This window comes from Pseudomonas sp. BN515, from assembly GCF_029873155.1.
Lineage (GTDB): Bacteria > Pseudomonadota > Gammaproteobacteria > Pseudomonadales > Pseudomonadaceae > Metapseudomonas.
In genome coordinates, this window is record NZ_SSOH01000049.1 from 108,031 (window position 1) to 127,215 (window position 19,185).

Genomic DNA, 19,185 nt, shown 5'->3' on the forward strand with positions numbered 1-19,185 from the left:
ATGGTCCCGCCTCGAGCGGTTATTCTCAGAGCTCACCCTTGGCCAAGAAGCCCTTCGTGAGCGAACCCAATCCAGCCGCCCTCCCTCCCCTTTCCGCCCTCGACCAGCTCTGGCTGACCGAGGCCATCCGCCTGCGCGAAGAACACGCCGGCCCCCTCGACGACGCAGAAGCCAACCGCCGTGCCAATGCCGCCGGTGGCGACCTGGCGCAGCGCATTCAGGCTCGTGCCCTCTGGCTGGCCCAGCGCGACGGTCAACTGCAGGCCCTCCACCACTGGCGCCAAGGCGCGCGGCTCGCCGGCCTGCTGCTGATGGTGCTGGCTTTGGTCAGCGGATCCGGGCTCGCCATCGCGGCGCTGGGCAACGGCGAACGCCCGGTCAACCTGTTCTGGGCCCTGGGCAGCCTGCTCGGCTTGCACCTGCTGATGTTGCTGGGCTGGGCCCTGTCGTTCTGCCTCGGCAGCAGCACCAGCGTGCTCGGACGGCTCTGGCTCTGGCTCAGCGGCAAACTGGCCCGCGATGCCCAGGCCGCACACCTGGCACCCGCCCTGCTCCTGCTGCTCCAACGCCAGGGGCTGACCCGCTGGGGCCTGGGCGCACTGGTCCACGGCGCCTGGCTGCTGACCCTGGGCAGCGCGCTCATGGTCCTCCTGCTGTTGCTCGCCACTCGCCGCTACGGCTTCGTCTGGGAAACCACCATCCTCGGCAGCGAAACCTTCGTCGTGCTCATCCGGGCCCTGGGCGCCCTGCCCAGCGTGCTTGGTTTCAGCCTGCCCGATGCCGAGACCATCCGCGCCAGCAGCAACGTGCTGGCAGAAGAAGGCGCGCGCCAGGCGTGGTCCGGCTGGCTGCTCGGGGTCACCTTCACTTACGGTCTGCTGCCGCGACTGTTGCTGGGATTGTTCTGCTTCTGGCGCTGGTCACAAGGCCGCGCGCGCCTTCGGCTGGACCTCGGCCTGCCCGGCTACGGCCTGCTGCGCGAACGCCTGCAACCAGCGAGCGAACGCCTGGGTGTCTGCGACGCCGCCCCGGCCGAACTGGTCGAACCTCAATCCGGCAACCTGGATGGCGCCAGCCAGGGCGCCCTGCTGGTGGCCATCGAACTGGACGACCGCCGCCCCTGGCCGCCCGCGCTGCCCAAGGGCGTCGGCGATGCCGGCGTGCTGGACAGCCGTGAGCAGCGCCAGCGCCTGCTGGATCAACTCAGCCGCTTTCCCCCGGAGCGCCTGGCGGTGGCCTGCGACCCCCGCCGCTCGCCGGACCGAGGAACCCTGGCATTGATCGGCGAACTGGCGCGCAGCGCAGGCCGGACCCGCATCTGGCTGCTGCCTCCGCCGTCCGGCGAATCCCTCGATAGCCAGCGCCTGGAAGACTGGCATCAGGCCCTCGACCGCTTGGCCCTGCCCCACGCCCAGGGCGCTCCCATGACCTGGCTGGAGACCGGCCATGACTAAGCCGTTGAAGCTGGCCGTGGTCGGCCATACCAACGTCGGCAAGACCTCCCTGCTGCGCACCTTGCTGCGCGACCGTGCCTTCGGCGAGGTATCCCACCGCCCCAGCACCACCCGCCATGTGGAAGGCGCGCGACTGTCGGTGGACGGCCAGCCGCTGCTGGAGCTCTACGACACGCCCGGCCTGGAAGACGCCATCGCATTGCTGGATCACCTGGAGCGACTGGACCGCCCCGGCGAACGGCTCGACGGCCCCGCGCGCCTGGCCCGTTTTCTCGACGGTAGCGAGGCGCGCCAGCGCTTCGAGCAGGAGGCCAAGGTATTGCGCCAGTTGCTGGCCTCCGATGCCGGGCTCTACGTGATCGATGCTCGCGAACCGGTCCTGGCCAAGTACCGCGACGAGCTGGCGGTGCTGGCCATGTGTGGCCGCCCCCTGCTGCCGGTGCTGAACTTCGTCGCCAGCGAAAACCACCGTGAGGCCGATTGGCGCGAGGCACTGGCCCGCCTGGGCCTGCATGCACTAGTGCGCTTCGACAGCGTGGCGCCACCGCTGGACGGCGAGCAGCGTCTCTACGACAGCCTGGCACTGCTGCTGGAGCGCGCCCGTCCGCAGTTGCAGCGGTTGGTGGACGATCATCAGGCGCAAAGGCGCCTGCGCCTGGACGCCGGGAGCCGCCTGATTGCCGAACTGCTGCTGGACGTGGCCGCCTGCCGGCGCAGCGTACCCGCCCAGGAGGCCGCCGTGCTGGCAGCCACCGAGACCCTGCGCCAGCAGGTGCGCCAGCGCGAGCAGCGCTGCGTGGAAGCCCTGCTGCGGCTCTACGCCTTCGGTCAGGCAGATGCTTCTGCCAGCGACCTGCCGCTGCTGGGCGGGCGCTGGGGCGATGACCTGTTCAATCCGGAAACCCTCAAGCAACTGGGCGTACGCCTGGGTGGCGGCATGGCGGCGGGCGCGGCGGCCGGCGCCGGCGTCGACCTGCTGGTGGGCGGCGTCACCCTCGGTGCCGCAGCGGCCCTTGGCGCCATCGCCGGTGGCGCCTGGCAGACCGTCGGCCACTACGGCGAGCGCCTGCTGGGCAAGATCAAGGGACAGCGCGAGCTGACCGTGGACGATGCCATCCTGCGCCTGCTGGCCTTGCGTCAGCGCCAATTGCTGCAGGCGCTGGACGCTCGCGGCCACGCCGCCTTCGAGGCGGTACGCATCGATACGCCGGAAGAGAAGCAGTGGCGGGAAGGCAAGTTGCCCGCCGTACTGGGCAAGACCCGAGCCCACCCGGAATGGTCGTCGCTGAATCCCGATGCGGAACTGGAACAGGCCGAACGCCAGGGGCAGGTAGCGACCCTGGCCACTGGTCTCATGCCCTGATCACATACCGGCGGCAAGGACTTACCGAAAACTTTCCGCTCCCGTAGGATTGGCCCGCCGCTCCAACAGGGCCGACCGTCTGAATGCACGGCGCCGGCAAGGGGCCAGATTCCACGCCCCAGCGCGCCCGACACAAAAACAAGAACCGGGAGAGATGGATGATGCGCAAGTTGTTGATGCTGTTCTGCCTGCTGAGCCCGTTGGCCTGGGGTAGTGAGCAGGATGCCCGGCATCTGGGGGAGCTGAGCAGCCATAGCCGCCTGCTCTGCGCCAGTGCCATGGTCTACTTCAATCCAGAGGAGCGCGAGCCCGATCCCCGCGCCCTGAAGGCGACCTTCTACCACCTCAACACCCTGAACCGGCTCATCGTCCAGCTCGGCAATCCGGAATCGCTGCAGCGCCCGGCGCGGGCCATGGAAAAGCTGTTCAATACTCTCGACGGCCTGCCGCGCGATCAGGCGTCCCGCTTCCCGGAACTCGTAGGCCAATTGCTGGAGCAGGAACGGAGCCTGGAGCAAGCCGCCCAAACGCTCTCCGCAAGCATGAAGCAGGACCCGGCCGCCGATCCTGGAGCGCCGTTCAACGCCCAGAGCCAGGCGCTGGCCAGCGTGCTGCTGGACTATCAGCTCCGCGCCTACCCCTTGCCCAACAAGCTGGATTTCGCCCTGCCCGAAGCGCAGGCGGCCGGCCTGGATGCCGACATCGAACAGCGCTTCGACCAGTTGCTCACGGGCCATCCGGAACACGCCGACGTGCTGGGCAAGGCCCGGACCAACTACCGCTTCGTGCGCGCCCAGCTCCAGCAAGGCGGGGGCCGCACCCACGGCGGCGCCGAGTTCTATCTCAGCCGCGCGGCCGACGACCTCGACGAACTGGCCGCTACCCTGAACTAACCAGCGACCTGCACCAACCGGGCTGCCGCCGGACTGTTCCCGACGCAGCTCGGGGCCCCTGGATCAGCGGCCGCCGGCTTCGATCAGGATGCGATCGGCTGCGCACTCGCTGCGGTCGCGCGCGCGGCTGGCGGCGAACTGGCCATCGACCACGCCCACCAGGTTGTCGGCCTGCTTCAGTTCGCGAGGCAGCGAGACGCGGATTTCCTGCAGGTACTTGCCGCTACAGATCAGCAGGAAGTTGTTCTGCGCATCACGACTGCCGAAATCCTCTTCCACCTTCTGGTAGAACGCCCGCCTCGAAATGGCGCCGCCGATATTGGCCACGATGTACTGCCCGGCCTTCGACTCGTCCAACTGCCGCACCAGATCCACGGCACGGCGGAAGTAGGCATCGTCATCCATCTGGGTCTGGCAGACGCCGTGCTTGTCCCACTGGTAGCGGCCAAAACTGGTGCCGTAGCGGAAGTTCGGCATCCACGGACGGACATAGGCCAGGGTTTCGGCACTGAGCGTCAGCCCCGGCCCATCGCAATGCCCGTAGCTCTTGCCGCAGGACTGGCGATTCGGCCAGAGGCCATGCAGGGTCAGGTGGGAAATCTGCAACTCGCCCGACTCCAGGCCCTCGCATTCAGGCTTCGCGCCTTTATATGAGGCGTGTTCGCAAAAGCCCGGCTGCCAGGTGGCGGCCAGCACGTAGCCGTCGTGCTGGTCCGGTCGGCTGCAGATATCGCCAGCGTCCGCAGGCTGGCCTGACTTTGCGGTATTGAACGCCAATCCCTCGACCGTCCCGCATCCGGCGGATACCCAACGCAGCGGCGTCGCGCTGCTGGGCATGCGGACGCGCAGCCAGTCGTAGTCGCGCTTGTTCACCTCCACCACTTCATAGCGCTGGCCCGGCTGGACTTCGAGTCCGTCGGGATTGCTCTGCTTGCGGATGGACTGGAAGGCCTCGCAGCGCTGGCTGGCGACGAAGCTGCCCTGGGCGGGCTCGGCCCAGGCGGCGAAGGACGGCCAGAGGCCGAAAAGCCCCGTGAGCAGGGCTGCAAGCGGGGCTTTCATGGTGACTCCTGTCAGGGAATGGCCGGGGCTGGAGGTGCCCCGGCGCGGCAGGTCAGACGGCGACCGGGGCCTTGATGTGCGGGTGCGACTGGTAGCCCACCAATTCGAAGTCTTCGAACGTGAAGGCGAACAGGTCCTTCACTTGCGGGTTGAGCTTCATGGTCGGCAGCGGCAGCGGCTCGCGGGTGAGCTGCAGGTCGGTCTGCTCGATGTGGTTGGCGTAAAGGTGGCAGTCACCACCGGTCCAGATGAACTCGCCGGGCTCCAGATCGCAGACCTGGGCGACCATCAGGGTCAGCAGGGCGTAGCTGGCAATGTTGAAGGGCACGCCGAGGAAGATGTCGGCCGAGCGCTGGTACAGCTGGCAGCTCAGCTTGCCGTCAGCCACGTAGAACTGGAACAGCGCGTGGCACGGCGGCAGGGCCATCTCGTCTACCAGGGCCGGGTTCCAGGCGGAGACGATCAGCCGGCGCGAGTCCGGGTTCTTCTTGATCATTTCCACGACCTTGGTGATCTGGTCGATGGACTCGCCATTGGGCGCCGGCCAGGAGCGCCACTGGTAGCCGTAGACCGGCCCGAGGTTGCCCTCTTCGTCGGCCCATTCGTCCCAGATGGAGACGCCGTTGTCCTTCAGGTACTTGATGTTGGTGTCGCCCTGGAGGAACCACAGCAGCTCATGGACGATGGACTTCAGGTGGCACTTCTTGGTGGTGACCAGAGGGAAGCCCTCGGCCAGGTCGAAGCGCATCTGATGGCCGAACACGCTGTAGGTGCCGGTACCGGTGCGGTCGCTCTTGAAGGTGCCGGTCTCGCGCACGCGGCGCATCAGGTCGAGATACTGTTTCATCAGGCGACTCCTTGGGCGGACTGGCGGCGGTGGGCCCAGACAATCAGGAAGATGCCGCCGATGATCATCGGCAGGCAGAGAATCTGACCCATGGTCAACCAGCCGAAGGCCAGGTAACCGAGCTGGGCGTCAGGGACTCGGACGAACTCCACCGTGAAGCGGAAGATGCCGTAAAACAGCGCGAACATGCCGGAAACCGCCATGGTCGGGCGCGGTTTGCGCGAGTAGAACCAGAGGATGGCGAACAGTGCCACCCCTTCCAGGGCGAACTGGTAAAGCTGCGACGGGTGACGCGGCAGCTGGGCCGGATCGGTGGGGAAGATCATCGCCCAGGGCAGGTCGGTGGCCTTGCCCCAGAGCTCGGCGTTGATGAAGTTGCCGATGCGGCCGGCGCCCAGGCCAATCGGCACCAGGGGGGCGATGAAGTCCATCAGCTGGAAGAAGCTCTTGTTGTTGCGCTTGCCGAACCAGAGGGTGGCCAGCATCACGCCGATCAGGCCGCCGTGGAAGGACATGCCGCCCTTCCAGACTTCGAAGATCAGCAGCGGATTGGCGATGTACGCCGACAGATCGTAGAAAAGCACGTAACCGAGGCGGCCACCGGCGATCACGCCAAGGGCGACCCAGAACACCAGGTCGGAGAGTTTTTCCTTGGTCCAGGTCGGGTCGAAGGCGTTCAGCCGGCGCGAAGCCAGCCACCAGGCGCCACCGATGCCGATGAGGTACATCAGGCCGTACCAGTGGATCTTGAGAGGACCGATAGCCAGGGCTACCGGGTCGATCTGGGGATAAGCCAGCATTACAGCTCCTTAGATCAGGAAGTTCAGGCCCACTGACAGCAGCAGCAGGGCGAACAGGCGCTTCAGCAGGCGCGGCGACAGCCGATGGGCCAGGCGCGCACCGAAACGGGCGAACAACATGCTGGTGGCGGCAATGCCGACCAGCGCCGGAAGGTAGATGAACCCGATGCTGTAGGGCGGCAGGCCGGGGTTGTTCCAGCCCAGCGCCATGAAGGACAGCGCACTGGCCGCGGCGATCGGCAGCCCACAGGCGGCTGACGTGGCGACGGCCTGCTGGATGGGGACGCTGCGCCAGGTCAGGAAAGGCACGGTCAGCGAACCGCCACCGATGCCGAAGATGGCCGACGCCCAGCCGATCACCCCGCCTGCCAGGGTCAGCCCGGACTTGCCCGGAACCTCGTGACTGGCCTTGGGCTTCAGCTCCAGGCCCATCTGTATCGCTACCAGTATGGCGAATACGCCGATGATCTTCTGCAGCATCGGCCCCTGGATGGCCGCAGCCGTCATGGAACCGAAGCCGGAGCCGATAAGGATACCGACGGCCATCCAGACGAAGACCGGCCAGCGCACCGCACCTTTGCGATGATGCTCGCGCACCGAATTGATCGAGGTGAAGATGATGGTGGCCAGGGAAGTTCCCACCGCCAGGTGAGTGAGGATGCCTGGATCGAACCCCTGGGCGGTGAAGCTGAACACCAGCACCGGCACGATGATCATGCCGCCGCCGACGCCAAACAGCCCGGCCAGCACTCCCGCGCAGGCGCCGAGCACCAGGTAGAGCACGAATTCCATGGACACCCCCGAAAACAAAGCGGCATGTTAACGGAAGGCCGATTCACGCTCCACCCGCGGGATGTGGAGTCCTGACGGACGCAGCCGATAACCCGGAAGAAAACTTTTGCCGCTGATGTAGTTTTCCTACCGACTGCTACACTCCGGCTCATAACAAGGAGACGACTCCATGTGCCTGATCGTATTCGCATGGCGCCCCGGACACGAAGTCCCGCTGGTGCTCGCTGCTAACCGCGATGAATTCTACGCACGTCCCACCCTCCCCATGGCGAAATGGGAAGACGCACCCGGCGTAATCGCCGGACGCGATCTGGAAGCCGGAGGTACCTGGCTCGGCGCCGGGCCCAAGGGCCGATTCGCCGCCCTCACCAATATCCGCGACCCTCGAACGCCCCCGGTCGGCCGCACCCGTGGCGAGCTCTGCGTGCAGTTCCTGCGTGGAACCATGGGGCCGGGCGAGTTCCTCGAAGATGCCCTGCGCCGGGCCGGTGATTATTCGGGCTTCAACCTGCTGGTGGGCGACGACCGCGAACTGTGGTTCCTCAACCCCCGCACTGGCGGACCGATCAACCTTCAGCCGGGTATCTATGGCGTGTCCAACGCCGACCTGGATACACCCTGGCCCAAGGTCGAGCGCGGCAAGGCAGCCATTGCCGAATGCCTGGAACCGGCGTCCACCGACGCCCTGCTCAATCTGCTGCATGACCCGGAGGTTGCGCCGGACCACATCCTCCCGGACACCGGCGTGGGGCTGAACACCGAGCGCATGCTCTCCAGCGTGTTCATCGCCACCCGCACCTACGGCACCCGCGCCAGCTCGGCGCTGGTCGTCCGCGCGGACGGCAGCCGCGAGTTGGTGGAGCGCAGCTACGGCCCCTATGGCGCCAAGCTGGGGGATGTGCGGATGGAGCTGAAGGACTAGCCCGGGCACCCTGTAGGAGCGATTTCAATCGCGAATGAATTCGCTCCCACAAGACAAGTTTCCTAGCGCCCTGAAACGACAAAGGCCACCCGAAGGTGGCCTTTGTCTTTTGCAGCGCTGGATCAGGCAGCCTGGGTGGAGGCCGGCTTCCAGCTGGAGGAAGCGGCTTCCTCGGCCATGGTTTCCATCGCCTGCTGGATGGCCCGCTTGCGGCGCTCCTCGGCCTGGCGAGAGAAGAACCAGGCGAAGAAGGTGAACAGCGAGACGGTCAGCAGGATCAGGCTGGCCACGGCGTTGATCTCCGGCTTCACGCCCAGACGCACGGCGGAGAAGACCTCCATCGGCAGGGTGGTGGAACCGGGACCGGACACGAAGCTCGCCAGCACCAGGTCGTCCAGGGACAGGGCGAAGGACATCATGCCGCCCGCCGCCAGGGACGGCGCGATCATCGGGATGGTGATCAGGATGAACACCTTCCACGGACGCGCGCCCAGGTCCATTGCCGCTTCTTCGATGGACAGGTCCAGTTCACGCAGGCGCGCCGACACCACGATGGCCACATAGGCCGAGCAGAAGGTGGTGTGGGCGATCCAGATGGTGACGATGCCACGCTCCTGGGGCCAGCCGATCAATTGCGCCATGGCCACGAAGAGCAGCAGCAGCGACAGACCGGTGATCACCTCCGGCATAACCAGCGGCGCGGTGACCATGCCACCGAACATGGTGCGGCCACGGAAGCGCGGGATGCGGGTCAGCACGAAGGCAGCCAGGGTACCCAGGGCAACGGCAGCGACCGCGGTATAGAGGGCAATCTCCAGGGAACGGCCCACCGAGTTCATCAGCTGGGTGTTGTCCAGGAGGCCCACGTACCACTTCACCGACCAGCCGCCCCAGACGGTCACCAGCTTGGAGGCGTTGAAGGAGTAGATGACCAGGATGATCATCGGCAGGTAGATGAACAGCAGACCTACCCACAGCATCACGGTGGAGAAACTGAAGCGCTTCATACCTTGCCCTCCAGTTCTTTGGCCTGGTTACGGTTGAACAGGATGATGGGGACGATCAGGATCGCCAGCATCACCACCGCCAGGGCGGATGCCACCGGCCAGTCGCGGTTGTTGAAGAACTCCTGCCACAGCACCTTGCCGATCATCAGGGTCTCCGGGCCGCCGAGCAGTTCCGGGATCACGAACTCACCCACCACCGGGATGAACACCAGCATGGAGCCGGCGATGATGCCGTTCTTCGACAGCGGCACGGTGATTTTCCAGAAGCTGTTGAACGTGCTCGAACCGAGGTCCGACGCAGCCTCCAGCAGACTCGGGTCATGCTTCACCAGGTTGGCGTAGAGCGGCAGGATCATGAACGGCAGGTACGAATAGACAACGCCGATGTAGACCGCCAGGTTGGTGTTGAGGATCTGCAGCGGCTCGTCGATCAGACCGATGCCCATCAGGAAGCTGTTGAGCAGGCCGTTGTTGCTGAGGATGCCCATCCAGGCGTAGACGCGGATCAGGATCGCCGTCCAGGTCGGCATCATGATCAGCAGCAGCAGCACGGTCTGCGCTTCCTTGCTGGCACGGGCGATGGCGTAGGCCATCGGGTAGCCGATCAGCAGGCACATCAGGGTGCTGAAGAAGGCGATCTTCAGCGAGCCCAGATAGGCCGCCAGGTACAGCTCGTCCTCGTTGAGTATCAGGTAGTTACCCAGGTTGAGGATGAGTTGCAGCTGGTTGTCCGCCCAGGTGTAGATCTCCGTGTACGGCGGGATCGCCACGTCGGCTTCGGCAAAGCTGATCTTCAGCACGATGGCGAAGGGCAGCATGAAGAACAGGAACAGCCAGAAGAACGGTATCCCGATGACGAGATGCCGGCCGGTCGGCAGCAGGTTACTCAGTTTGGGAATTCTCATGACCGCAGTACCACGCCGCTGTCGTCTTCCCACCAGACGTACACTTCGTCATCCCAGGTCGGACGCGTGCCACGGCGCTCGGCGTTGGCGACGAAGGACTGGACGATGGAGCCGTTTGGCAGCTTGACGTAGAACACCGAGTGACCGCCCAGGTAGGCGATGTCGTGGATCCGGCCGCGCGACCAGTTGTACTCGCAGGTGGGCTGCTCGGTGGTCACCAGCAGCTTCTCCGGACGCAGGGCGTAGGTGATGCGCTTGTCCTGCAGGGAGGTGGTCACGCCGTGGCCGACGTAGATCGGGCGCTCCAGTTGCGGGCAGGCGATCAGCGCATGGGCCTCGTAGTCTTCCACCACTTCGCCGTCGAAGATGTTGACGTTGCCGATGAACTCGCACACCAGGCGGCTGATGGGGGTCTCGTAGATGTCCACAGGGCTACCGATCTGCTCGATGCAGCCCAGGTGCATGATGGCGATGCGCTGGGCCATGGTCATGGCCTCTTCCTGATCGTGGGTCACCATCACGCAGGTCACGCCCACGCGCTCGATGATCTCCACCAGTTCCAGTTGCATCTGCGAGCGCAGCTTCTTGTCCAGGGCGCCCATGGGTTCGTCGAGCAGCAGCAGCTTCGGACGCTTGGCCAGCGAGCGGGCCAGGGCCACGCGCTGGCGCTGGCCGCCGGACAACTGGTGCGGCTTGCGCTTGGCGTACTGGGTCATCTGCACGAGCTTGAGCATCTCGTTGACGCGCGCATCGATCTCGGCAGCCGGAAGCCTGTCCTGTTTAAGTCCGAAGGCGATGTTCTGCGCAACAGTCATATGCGGGAAGAGCGCATAGGACTGGAACATCATGTTGATCGGGCGCTCGTAGGGTGGCATGTCGGTAATGTCCACGCCGTCGAGCATGATGCGCCCTTCGGTCGGCCGTTCGAAGCCGGCGAGCATGCGAAGGAGAGTTGATTTACCCGAACCGGAGCCGCCGAGCAGGGCGAAGATCTCACCCTTGTTGATGGTCAGCGAAACATCGTCCACCGCCACCGTCTCGTCGAACTTCTTGGTCACCCGGTCGATCTTGACCAGCACCTCTTTGGGTTGCTGGCTGCCCTCAAGGGCTTTCTTGTAGGCACCGGAGGCTATTGCCATTACCACACTCCCAGAAATTACTACCCGACCACCGCGGCCGGGCGCGTTTATACAGCATGGGCACGAGACAGGCATCCTGCCTGGCCCGGCCGGATTGTCACCGACGGGTCCGCCACACCACGGGCCGCCGACGTTGCATTACTTGCCCGACTTGACCTTGGTCCAGCTGCGGGTCATCAGCCGCTGGACTTTCGGCGGCAATTCCGCCGACACATACAGCTTGTCCAGCACCGCTTGTGGCGGGTAGACGGACTCATCGGTGCGTACTTCCTGATTCATGAGCTCCCCAGCCTTCAGGTTGGGGTTGGCGTAGCCGACGTAATCGCTGACCTTGGCGATCACCTCGGGCTTGAGCAGATAGTTGATGAAGGCATGGGCTTGCTTGGCATTCGCCGCGTCGGCCGGAACGGCCAGCATGTCGAACCAGAGGTTGCCGCCCTCTTTCGGGATTGCGTAGGCGATCTCGACACCCTTGCCGGCTTCTTCGGCACGCGCGGCGGCCTGGAAGATGTCACCGGAGAAACCGGCGGCGACGCAGATGTCGCCATTGGCCAGGTCGCCGATGTACTTGGAAGAGTGGAAATAGGTGACGTAGGGGCGTACCGCCATCAGCTTCTCCTCGGCCTTCTTGTAGTCGTCCGGGTTGGTGCTGTTGGGGTCCAGGCCCATGTAATTGAGCACGGCGGGAATCATTTCATCCGCCGAGTCGAGGAAAGCCACGCCGCACTGGCTGAGCTTCTTGATGTTCTCGGGCTCGAAGATGGCCGACCAGGAGTCGATATGGTCGACGCCGAGCACAGCCTTGACCTTCTCCACGTTGTAACCGATGCCGTTGGTGCCCCAGAGGTAGGGAACGGCGTACTCATTGCCCGGGTCGTTGCGCTGGAGCTGCTTGAGCAGGTTGGGGTCCAGGTTCTGCCAGTTGGGCAGCTGGCTGCGGTCGAGTTTCTGGAACGCGCCCGCCTTGATCTGTTTGCCGAGGAAGTGGTTGGACGGCACGACCACGTCGTAACCGGTACGGCCCGCCAGCAACTTGCCTTCCAGGGTTTCGTTGGAGTCGAAGACGTCGTACACCGGCTTGATGCCGGTTTCCTTCTGGAAATCCGCCAGGGTGGTCTCGCCGATGTAGTCCGACCAGTTATAGATATGCACCGTCTGATCAGCCTGGGCCTGGGAAACCAGGGTCAGGGTTGCTGCTGCAGTGATCATCATCTTGCGGATGGGGAAGTGCACAGGTTCGTCCTCTTCTGTTATCCGGTGGTGCCGGAAGAAGCCCGGGTCATTCCAGCAACCAGGGCCAGTCAACTCGTGGTATCGCGCGGGGTGGTCCGGGCACCGGCGGGGATCTCCCCGCCGGGCACGGGAGCCGTGCTTACTTGCCCGACTTGATGGTGGTCCAGGTACGGGTCATGGCGCGCTGTACCTTGGCCGGCAGGTCCGGGAAGGCATAGAGCTTGGCCATGGTGTCCGCGGTCGGGTAGATGCCCGGGTCCTTGCGGATCGCCTCGTCAACCAGCGAAGTGGCAGCGGCGTTGCCGTTGGGGAACTGCACTTCGTTGGTGATCTCCGCCATGATTTCCGGCTTCATCAGGAAGTTCATGAAGGCATAGGCGGCATCCGGGTTGGCGGCATCGGCCGGGATCGCGACCATGTCGAAGAAGGTGCCAGCACCTTCCTTCGGAATGTTGTAAGCGACCTTCACGCCACCCTTGGCCTCTTCGGCGCGGGACTTGGCCTGGTACACGTCACCCGAGTAGCCCACCGCCACGCAGAGGTTGCCGTTGGCGAGGTCCGAGATGTACTTGGAGGAGTGGAAGTAGGTGATGTGCGGACGGATCTTGAGGAACAGCGCCTCGGCTTCCTTCAGCTGTTTCGGGTCCTGGCTCAGCGGATCGTGGCCCAGGTACTTCAGGGCGATCGGCAGGATCTCGGTCGGCGAGTCGAGGAAGGAAACGCCGCAGGACTTCAGCTTCTCGATGTTCTCCGGCTTGAACAGCAGGTCCCAGGAATCCACCGGAGCGTTGTCGCCCAGGACGGCCTTGACCTTGTCCGGGTTGTAGCCGATGCCGATGGAGCCCCACATGTAGGGGAAGGCGTACTGGTTGCCCGGATCGGACACTTCGACGGTCTTCAGCAGGTTGGTGTCCAGGTTCTTCCAGTTCGGCAGCTTGGACTTGTCCAGCGGCTGATAGACCTTGGCCTTGATCTGCTTGGCCAGGAAGTTGTTGGACGGCACGACGATGTCGTAACCGGACTTGCCGGCCAGGAGCTTGGCTTCGAGGGTTTCGTTGGAGTCGAAGACGTCGTAGACGACCTTGATGCCGGTTTCCTTGGTGAACTTCTCGACCGTATCCGGCGCGATGTAGTCCGACCAGTTGTAGACGTGCAGTACTTTGTCGTCAGCCTGGGCCATACCGGCCACGGCACCCGCCAGGGTCATGGCGAGCAGGGTCTTGCCGAAGGTTTTGATCATGCGGGTAGCTCCATTATTGTTGAAGTGTCCGAGTGGCGTCGTACCAAATACGCCACCACTCGGTGAGCCTGGCCAACGCACCGGCGAAGTCTGGCAAGTTAGAGGGCTTGCTTACAACAGGCGGCATCTCCAAATGCCACCCTCAAGCCCTCTTTTTCTTAGCCTTTTACTTCAGCCAGGGTGAGGTCCAGGCACTTGCGTGCCTTGGTCACCAATTCGTCGACTTCGTCTTTGCTGATCACCAGCGGCGGCGAGATGATCATGGTGTCACCCACCGCGCGCATGATCAGGCCGTTACGGAAGCAGTGCTCGCGGCACAGCATCCCTACACCACCGGCGAAACGCTCACGGGTCTGCTTGTTCTTGACCAGTTCCAGCGCCGCCACCATGCCGACACCGCGCGCCTCGCCAACCAACGGGTGGTCGGCCAGCTCCTGCCAGCGCTGCTGCAAATACGGTGCCGTTTCAGCCTTCACTTTCTCGACGATCTTCTCTTCGCGCAGGATGCGGATGTTCTCCAACGCCACCGCTGCCGCTACCGGATGACCAGAGTAGGTGAAGCCGTGGTAGAACTCCCCACCCTCATTCAGGGTATGGACGATCTCGTCGCGGACAATCACGCCGCCCATGGGGATGTAACCGGAGGTCAGGCCCTTGGCGATCGGCATCAGGTCCGGGGCGTTGCCGTAGTACTGGCTACCGAACCATTCGCCGGTACGGCCGAAGCCGCAGATCACTTCGTCGGCGATGAACAGGATGTCGTACTTGGCGAGGACTTCGCGGATCTTCGGCCAGTAGGTTTCCGGCGGAACGATCACGCCACCCGCACCCTGGATGGGCTCGGCGATGAAAGCAGCAACCTTGTCCTCGCCCACTTCGAGAATCTTCTTCTCCAGCTGCTCTGCCGCCCAGACGCCGAACTCGGCCGGCGCCATGTCGCCGCCCTCGCCGAACCAGTAAGGCTGGGCAATGTGTTCGATGCCGGGAATCGGCAGGTCACCCTGCTCATGCAGGGCCTTCATGCCGCCGAGGCTGACACCGGCCACGGTCGAGCCGTGGTAGCCGTTCCAGCGGCCGATGATGACTTTCTTCTGCGGCTGGCCTTTGATCGCCCAGTAGTGGCGGACCATGCGCAGCACGGTGTCGTTGGCTTCCGAGCCCGAACCGGTGAAGAACACATGGTTCATGCCTTCCGGTGCGATCTCGGCAATTGCCTTGGAGAGTTCCACCGCCGGCGGATGCGCGGTCTGGAAGAACAGGTTGTAGAAGGGCAGTTCACGCATCTGCCGGGTCGCCGCCTGGACCAGCTCCTCGCGGCCGTAGCCGACGTTGACGCACCACAGGCCGGCCATGCCATCGAGGATCTTGTTGCCTTCGCTATCCCAGATGTACACGCCTTCGGCCTTGGTGATGATCCGCGCACCCTTGGCGTTCAGCGCCTTGTAGTCGGTGAACGGCGGCAGATGGTGGTCACGACCGAGCGCTTGCCATTCAAGGGTCTTGGGGTTGGTCACTTGGCTATTCATTTCATTACCTCAGTAAACACGTATCTGGAGGGCCGGCCGAGGCGGCCGGCCTCCGTTCCGGATTAGACGGAGAGCAGCAGGAACTCACGCTCCCAGGAACTGATCACCCGTTTGAAGTTCTCGTGCTCGGCGCGCTTGACCGCCACGTAGGCCGTCACGAACTTGTCGCCCAGGTACTTCTCGATGTCGCGGCAGGCTTCCATCCGCTCCAGCGCTGCCTCGATGGTCAGCGGCAGGCGCAGGTTGCGGCGCTCGTAGCCACGGCCCTTGACCGGCGCGCTCGGTTTCACGCCTTCCACCATGCCGATGTAGCCGCACAGCAGGCTCGCGGCGATGGCCAGGTAAGGGTTGGCGTCGGCGCCAGCCAGACGGTTCTCCACACGGCGGTTCTGCGGACCGGCATCCGGTACGCGCAGGCCCACGGTGCGGTTTTCCTCGCCCCACTCGACGTTCACCGGCGCGGAGGTGTCCGGCAGGAAGCGGCGGAAGGAGTTCACGTTGGGTGCGAACAGCGGCAGCACTTCGGGGATGTACTTCTGCAGGCCGCCGATGTGGTGCAGGAACAGCTCGCTCATGGAACCGTCATCGTTGGAGAAGATGTTCTTCCCGGTATTGATGTCGATCACGCTCTGGTGCAGGTGCATGGCGCTGCCCGGCTCGTCGGTGATCGGCTTGGCCATGAAGGTCGCCGCCACGTTGTGCTTGAGCGCGGCCTCGCGCATGGTGCGCTTGAACACCAGGATCTGGTCCGCCAGCTCCAGGGCGTCGCCGTGACGGAAGTTGATTTCCATCTGCGCCGGACCTTCCTCGTGGATCAGGGTGTCGAGGTCCAGGTCCTGCATCTCGCACCAGTCGTACATATCCTCGAACAGCGGGTCGAATTCGTTCGCCGCATCGATGGAGAAGGACTGGCGACCGGTTTCCGGGCGGCCCGAGCGGCCCAGCGGAGCCTGCAGAGGGAAGTCCGGGTCGTCGCAACGCTTGGTCAGGTAGAACTCCATCTCCGGGGCGACGATGGGTTTCCAGCCTTTATCTGCGTACAGCTTGAGCACCTTCTTCAGGAGGTTGCGGGGCGACAGCTCGATGGGGTTGCCCTGCTTGTCGAAGGTGTCGTGGATCACCATGGCGGTGGGCTCGATGGCCCAAGGCACCAGGTACACGGCGCTCTCGTCCGGGCGGCAGAACATGTCGATGTCCGCCGGGTCGAGCAGCTCGTAATAGATGTCGTCCTCAACATAGTCGCCGGTCACGGTTTGCAGCAGCACGCTCTCGGGGAGGCGCATGCCCTTCTCGTCCAGGAACTTGTTGGTCGGCGAGATCTTACCGCGAGCAATGCCGGTAAGATCGCTGATCATGCATTCAACTTCGGTGATTTTGCGTTCTTTCAGCCAGCCTGTCAGCTGGTCGAGCTTGGTAGTCATAAAGACCTCAGGGTTGAGAGCTTCGCTAAGAGGCTTCTGCAGTTTCGTGCCGGACGCACCCATCGAGGCACCGGCCGCGCGATCAGTACAGTCCCAACTACGCGACACGGCAACTTCGCCGGTTTCCTGAAGAGTTCTCCCGCTCAGCGTTTCCCCGCCTTCTCCCTGCAAGCCTCACCAAAGGCCTGGAAGATGGCGAGATAGTTCGGGTTGGTCTGCACTTGCCACTCGGGATGCCATTGCACCCCCAGGGCAAAGCTCCTGGCGCCTTCGACCGAAAAGGCCTCGACCAACCCATCGGGCGCCAGAGCCTCTACACGCAGGCCCGGCGCCAGACGTTCAACGCCCTGGCCATGAATGGAGTTGACTTGAATCTCGGACGGCAAGCCGATGCCGTCGAGTACGCCGCCCGGCTGCACCTTCAATGCATGACGGGGAGCGTATTGCACCTCGCGCGGCTCATTGGCCGGCTCGCGGTGGTCCATGAATCCTTCTACTTCATGCACGCGCTGGTGCAGAGTGCCCCCGAGGGCGACGTTCATTTCCTGGAAGCCCCGGCAAATGCCCAGAACAGGGATACCGGCTTCAATGGCGGCGCGGACAAGGGGCAGAGTGGTGCGATCCCGGGCGGGATCGTGACGGGTGCCGGGCTCGGATGCGGTGCCTTCATATTGATGGGGCTCCACATTGGAAGGGGAGCCGGTAAGGAGAAGACCGTCCAGGCCGGACAGCAGGGTCGCCTGGTCCATCAGTTCAGCGAGGGCTGGAATCACCAGCGGAATTCCACCGGCTCCGACCGCTACCGCACGCAGATACTTGTCGCCAGCTATATGATAAGTCTGAGGACCGATCTCTCTGGTGCAAGCGGATACGCCTATCAACGGCAGGCGAGACATGAGACACCCGTTTTATTTGTCTGTTATGGGTTTCGACCGAGCTTAGCGTTGTTCATTTTTTTACACAATAGGGCTGTAAAAAATTGAACACGCCCCGCTGAGCCCCACGCCTGACAAGGTTCGGAGAGAGGTTCGGGCGCCCCGAAACGCCCCAAAACTGGCCATCGAGCCCGTTTTTGGGGCAAAATAGGGCTCGCTTGACATCAAGGGGTGATTCGGATTGACTCACACCTTAGATAGAGCGTGATTGATATTTTTAACAAAAAAGGTGTTGCATCATGTCGGTACCCCCGCGTGCCGTTCAGCTTCAAGAAGCGAACGAATTCCTTAAGGAACATCCTGAGGTCCAGTTCGTCGACCTGTTGATCGCAGATATGAATGGAGTGGTGCGAGGCAAGCGAATCGAACGCGCCAGCCTGACCAAAGTCTACGAGAAAGGCATCAACCTCCCCGCTTCGATCTTCGCTCTCGATATCAACGGTTCCACCGTCGAAAGCACCGGCCTCGGCCTGGACATCGGCGACGCAGACCGCATCTGCTATCCCATTCCCAGCACCCTCAGCGACGAACCCTGGCAGAAGCGCCCGACCGCGCAGCTGCTGATGACCATGCATGAGGTCGAAGGCGACGGCGAACCCTTCTTCGCCGACCCGCGCGAGGTCCTGCGTCGCGTGGTGGAAAAATTCGATGAACTCGGCCTGACCATCTGCGCCGCGTTCGAGCTGGAGTTCTACCTGATCGACCAGGAGAACATAAACGGCCGTCCGCAGCCGCCGCGTTCGCCCATTTCCGGCAAGCGCCCGCAGTCCACCCAGGTGTACCTGATCGACGATCTGGACGAATACGCCGACTGCCTGCAGGACATCCTCGAAGGCGCCAAGGTCCAGGGCATCCCGGCCGACGCCATCGTCAAGGAAAGCGCCCCGGCCCAGTTCGAAGTCAACATGCACCACGTCGAAGACGCCCTGAAGGCGTGCGACTACGCGGTACTGCTCAAGCGTCTGATCAAGAACATCGCCTACGACCATGAAATGGACACCACCTTCATGGCCAAGCCCTACCCGGGCCAGGCGGGCAACGGCCTGCACGTGCACATCTCGCTGATCGACAAGAAGACCGGCAAGAACATCTTCGCTTCCGATGATCCCGAGCAGAACGCCGCTTTGCGTCACGCAGTCGGCGGTGTGCTCGAGACCATGCCCGCGTCCATGGGCTTCCTGTGCCCGAACGTGAACTCCTACCGCCGTTTCGGCGCGCAGTTCTACGTGCCGAACGCGCCGAGCTGGGGCCTGGACAACCGCACCGTGGCCGTTCGCGTGCCCACTGGCAGCGCAGATGCCGTGCGCATCGAGCACCGCGTGGCCGGCGCCGACGCCAACCCTTATCTGATGATGTCGGCCATCCTGGCGGGTATCCACCACGGCCTGACCAACAAGATCGAGCCTGGCGCGCCCATCGAAGGCAACTCCTACGAACAGCTGGAGCAAAGCCTGCCGAACAACCTGCGCGATGCCCTGCGCGAGCTGGACGACAGCGAAGTCCTGGCCAAGTACATCAGCCCGGATTACATCGACATCTTCGTTGCCTGTAAGGAAAGCGAGCTGGAGGAGTTCGAACACTCCATCTCCGACCTCGAGTACAACTGGTACCTGCATACCGTGTAAGCGAGTCCACAACGCCGGCCC

The 19,185-nt window shown here is 63.7% G+C and carries 17 protein-coding genes; 5 read left to right on the forward strand and 12 right to left on the reverse strand.

Features of this window, described 5'->3' with window-relative positions:
• Positions 1-56: 56 nt before the first annotated feature.
• From E8E91_RS12965 to E8E91_RS12975, 3 genes are all read left to right on the forward strand, one after another.
• Positions 57-1,454, forward strand: a complete 1,398-nt coding sequence (locus E8E91_RS12965; protein ID WP_280376089.1) for a DUF2868 domain-containing protein — start codon at positions 57-59, stop codon at positions 1,452-1,454.
• A complete protein-coding gene (locus tag E8E91_RS12970) occupies positions 1,447-2,817 on the forward strand; it encodes a GTPase/DUF3482 domain-containing protein (RefSeq protein ID WP_280376090.1) in 1,371 nt (456 codons plus the stop codon). The genes E8E91_RS12965 and E8E91_RS12970 overlap by 8 nt, the downstream gene beginning before the upstream one ends.
• Before the next feature lie 158 nt (positions 2,818-2,975).
• Positions 2,976-3,710, forward strand: a complete 735-nt coding sequence (locus tag E8E91_RS12975; protein WP_280376091.1) for a hypothetical protein — start codon at positions 2,976-2,978, stop codon at positions 3,708-3,710.
• Positions 3,711-3,773: 63 nt separating this feature from the next.
• On the opposite strand, the gene E8E91_RS12980 is transcribed toward E8E91_RS12975, so the two are convergent.
• The 4 genes from E8E91_RS12980 to E8E91_RS12995 are packed head-to-tail and all read right to left on the reverse strand — an operon-like array spanning position 3,774 to position 7,211.
• On the reverse strand, positions 3,774-4,772 hold the full coding sequence (locus tag E8E91_RS12980) for a ribonuclease T(2) (RefSeq protein ID WP_280376092.1): 999 nt from the start codon (positions 4,770-4,772) through the stop codon (positions 3,774-3,776).
• 52 nt (positions 4,773-4,824) lie between these two features.
• Complete coding sequence (locus E8E91_RS12985) at positions 4,825-5,619, reverse strand: thymidylate synthase (RefSeq protein WP_280376093.1); 795 nt, start codon at positions 5,617-5,619, stop codon at positions 4,825-4,827.
• Entirely contained in the window at positions 5,619-6,419 is an 801-nt protein-coding gene (lgt, locus tag E8E91_RS12990) for a prolipoprotein diacylglyceryl transferase (protein ID WP_280376095.1), read from the reverse strand. Before lgt ends, E8E91_RS12985 begins: the two co-directional genes overlap by 1 nt.
• Positions 6,420-6,428: 9 nt before the next feature.
• Positions 6,429-7,211 (reverse strand): sulfite exporter TauE/SafE family protein, encoded by a 783-nt coding sequence (locus E8E91_RS12995; protein WP_280376097.1) that lies wholly within the window; start codon positions 7,209-7,211, stop codon positions 6,429-6,431.
• Between the two features lie 169 nt (positions 7,212-7,380).
• On the opposite strand from E8E91_RS12995, the gene E8E91_RS13000 reads away from it, so the two are divergent.
• Positions 7,381-8,133: an NRDE family protein gene (locus E8E91_RS13000; RefSeq protein WP_280376098.1), complete on the forward strand. Its 753-nt coding sequence runs from the start codon at positions 7,381-7,383 to the stop codon at positions 8,131-8,133.
• A gap of 122 nt (positions 8,134-8,255) precedes the next feature.
• Here E8E91_RS13000 and E8E91_RS13005 read toward each other — a convergent pair whose 3' ends face one another.
• From E8E91_RS13005 to E8E91_RS13040, 8 genes are all read right to left on the reverse strand, one after another.
• A complete protein-coding gene (locus tag E8E91_RS13005) occupies positions 8,256-9,140 on the reverse strand; it encodes an ABC transporter permease subunit (protein ID WP_280376099.1) in 885 nt (294 codons plus the stop codon).
• Complete coding sequence (locus E8E91_RS13010; RefSeq protein ID WP_280376135.1) at positions 9,137-10,018, reverse strand: ABC transporter permease subunit; 882 nt, start codon at positions 10,016-10,018, stop codon at positions 9,137-9,139. Before E8E91_RS13010 ends, E8E91_RS13005 begins: the two co-directional genes overlap by 4 nt.
• Before the next feature lie 23 nt (positions 10,019-10,041).
• Positions 10,042-11,184, reverse strand: a complete 1,143-nt coding sequence (potA, locus tag E8E91_RS13015; RefSeq protein ID WP_280376100.1) for a polyamine ABC transporter ATP-binding protein — start codon at positions 11,182-11,184, stop codon at positions 10,042-10,044.
• 138 nt (positions 11,185-11,322) lie between these two features.
• A complete protein-coding gene (locus E8E91_RS13020; protein ID WP_280370991.1) occupies positions 11,323-12,396 on the reverse strand; it encodes a polyamine ABC transporter substrate-binding protein in 1,074 nt (357 codons plus the stop codon).
• A gap of 160 nt (positions 12,397-12,556) precedes the next feature.
• Entirely contained in the window at positions 12,557-13,657 is a 1,101-nt protein-coding gene (locus tag E8E91_RS13025) for a polyamine ABC transporter substrate-binding protein (protein WP_280376102.1), read from the reverse strand.
• A 158-nt stretch (positions 13,658-13,815) separates the two neighbouring features.
• Positions 13,816-15,183: an aspartate aminotransferase family protein gene (locus E8E91_RS13030; RefSeq protein ID WP_190833114.1), complete on the reverse strand. Its 1,368-nt coding sequence runs from the start codon at positions 15,181-15,183 to the stop codon at positions 13,816-13,818.
• A 62-nt stretch (positions 15,184-15,245) separates the two neighbouring features.
• Positions 15,246-16,604 carry a glutamine synthetase family protein gene (locus E8E91_RS13035; protein WP_280376103.1) on the reverse strand — a complete coding sequence of 453 codons (1,359 nt, stop codon included), beginning with the start codon at positions 16,602-16,604 and terminating at the stop codon, positions 15,246-15,248.
• Between the two features lie 143 nt (positions 16,605-16,747).
• The gene (locus E8E91_RS13040) at positions 16,748-17,500 is read right to left on the reverse strand and encodes a gamma-glutamyl-gamma-aminobutyrate hydrolase family protein (RefSeq protein WP_280376104.1); all 753 of its coding nucleotides are present in this window, start codon (positions 17,498-17,500) and stop codon (positions 16,748-16,750) included.
• Between the two features lie 278 nt (positions 17,501-17,778).
• On the opposite strand from E8E91_RS13040, the gene E8E91_RS13045 reads away from it, so the two are divergent.
• Complete coding sequence (locus tag E8E91_RS13045; RefSeq protein WP_280376105.1) at positions 17,779-19,164, forward strand: glutamine synthetase family protein; 1,386 nt, start codon at positions 17,779-17,781, stop codon at positions 19,162-19,164.
• Positions 19,165-19,185 lie beyond the last annotated feature (21 nt).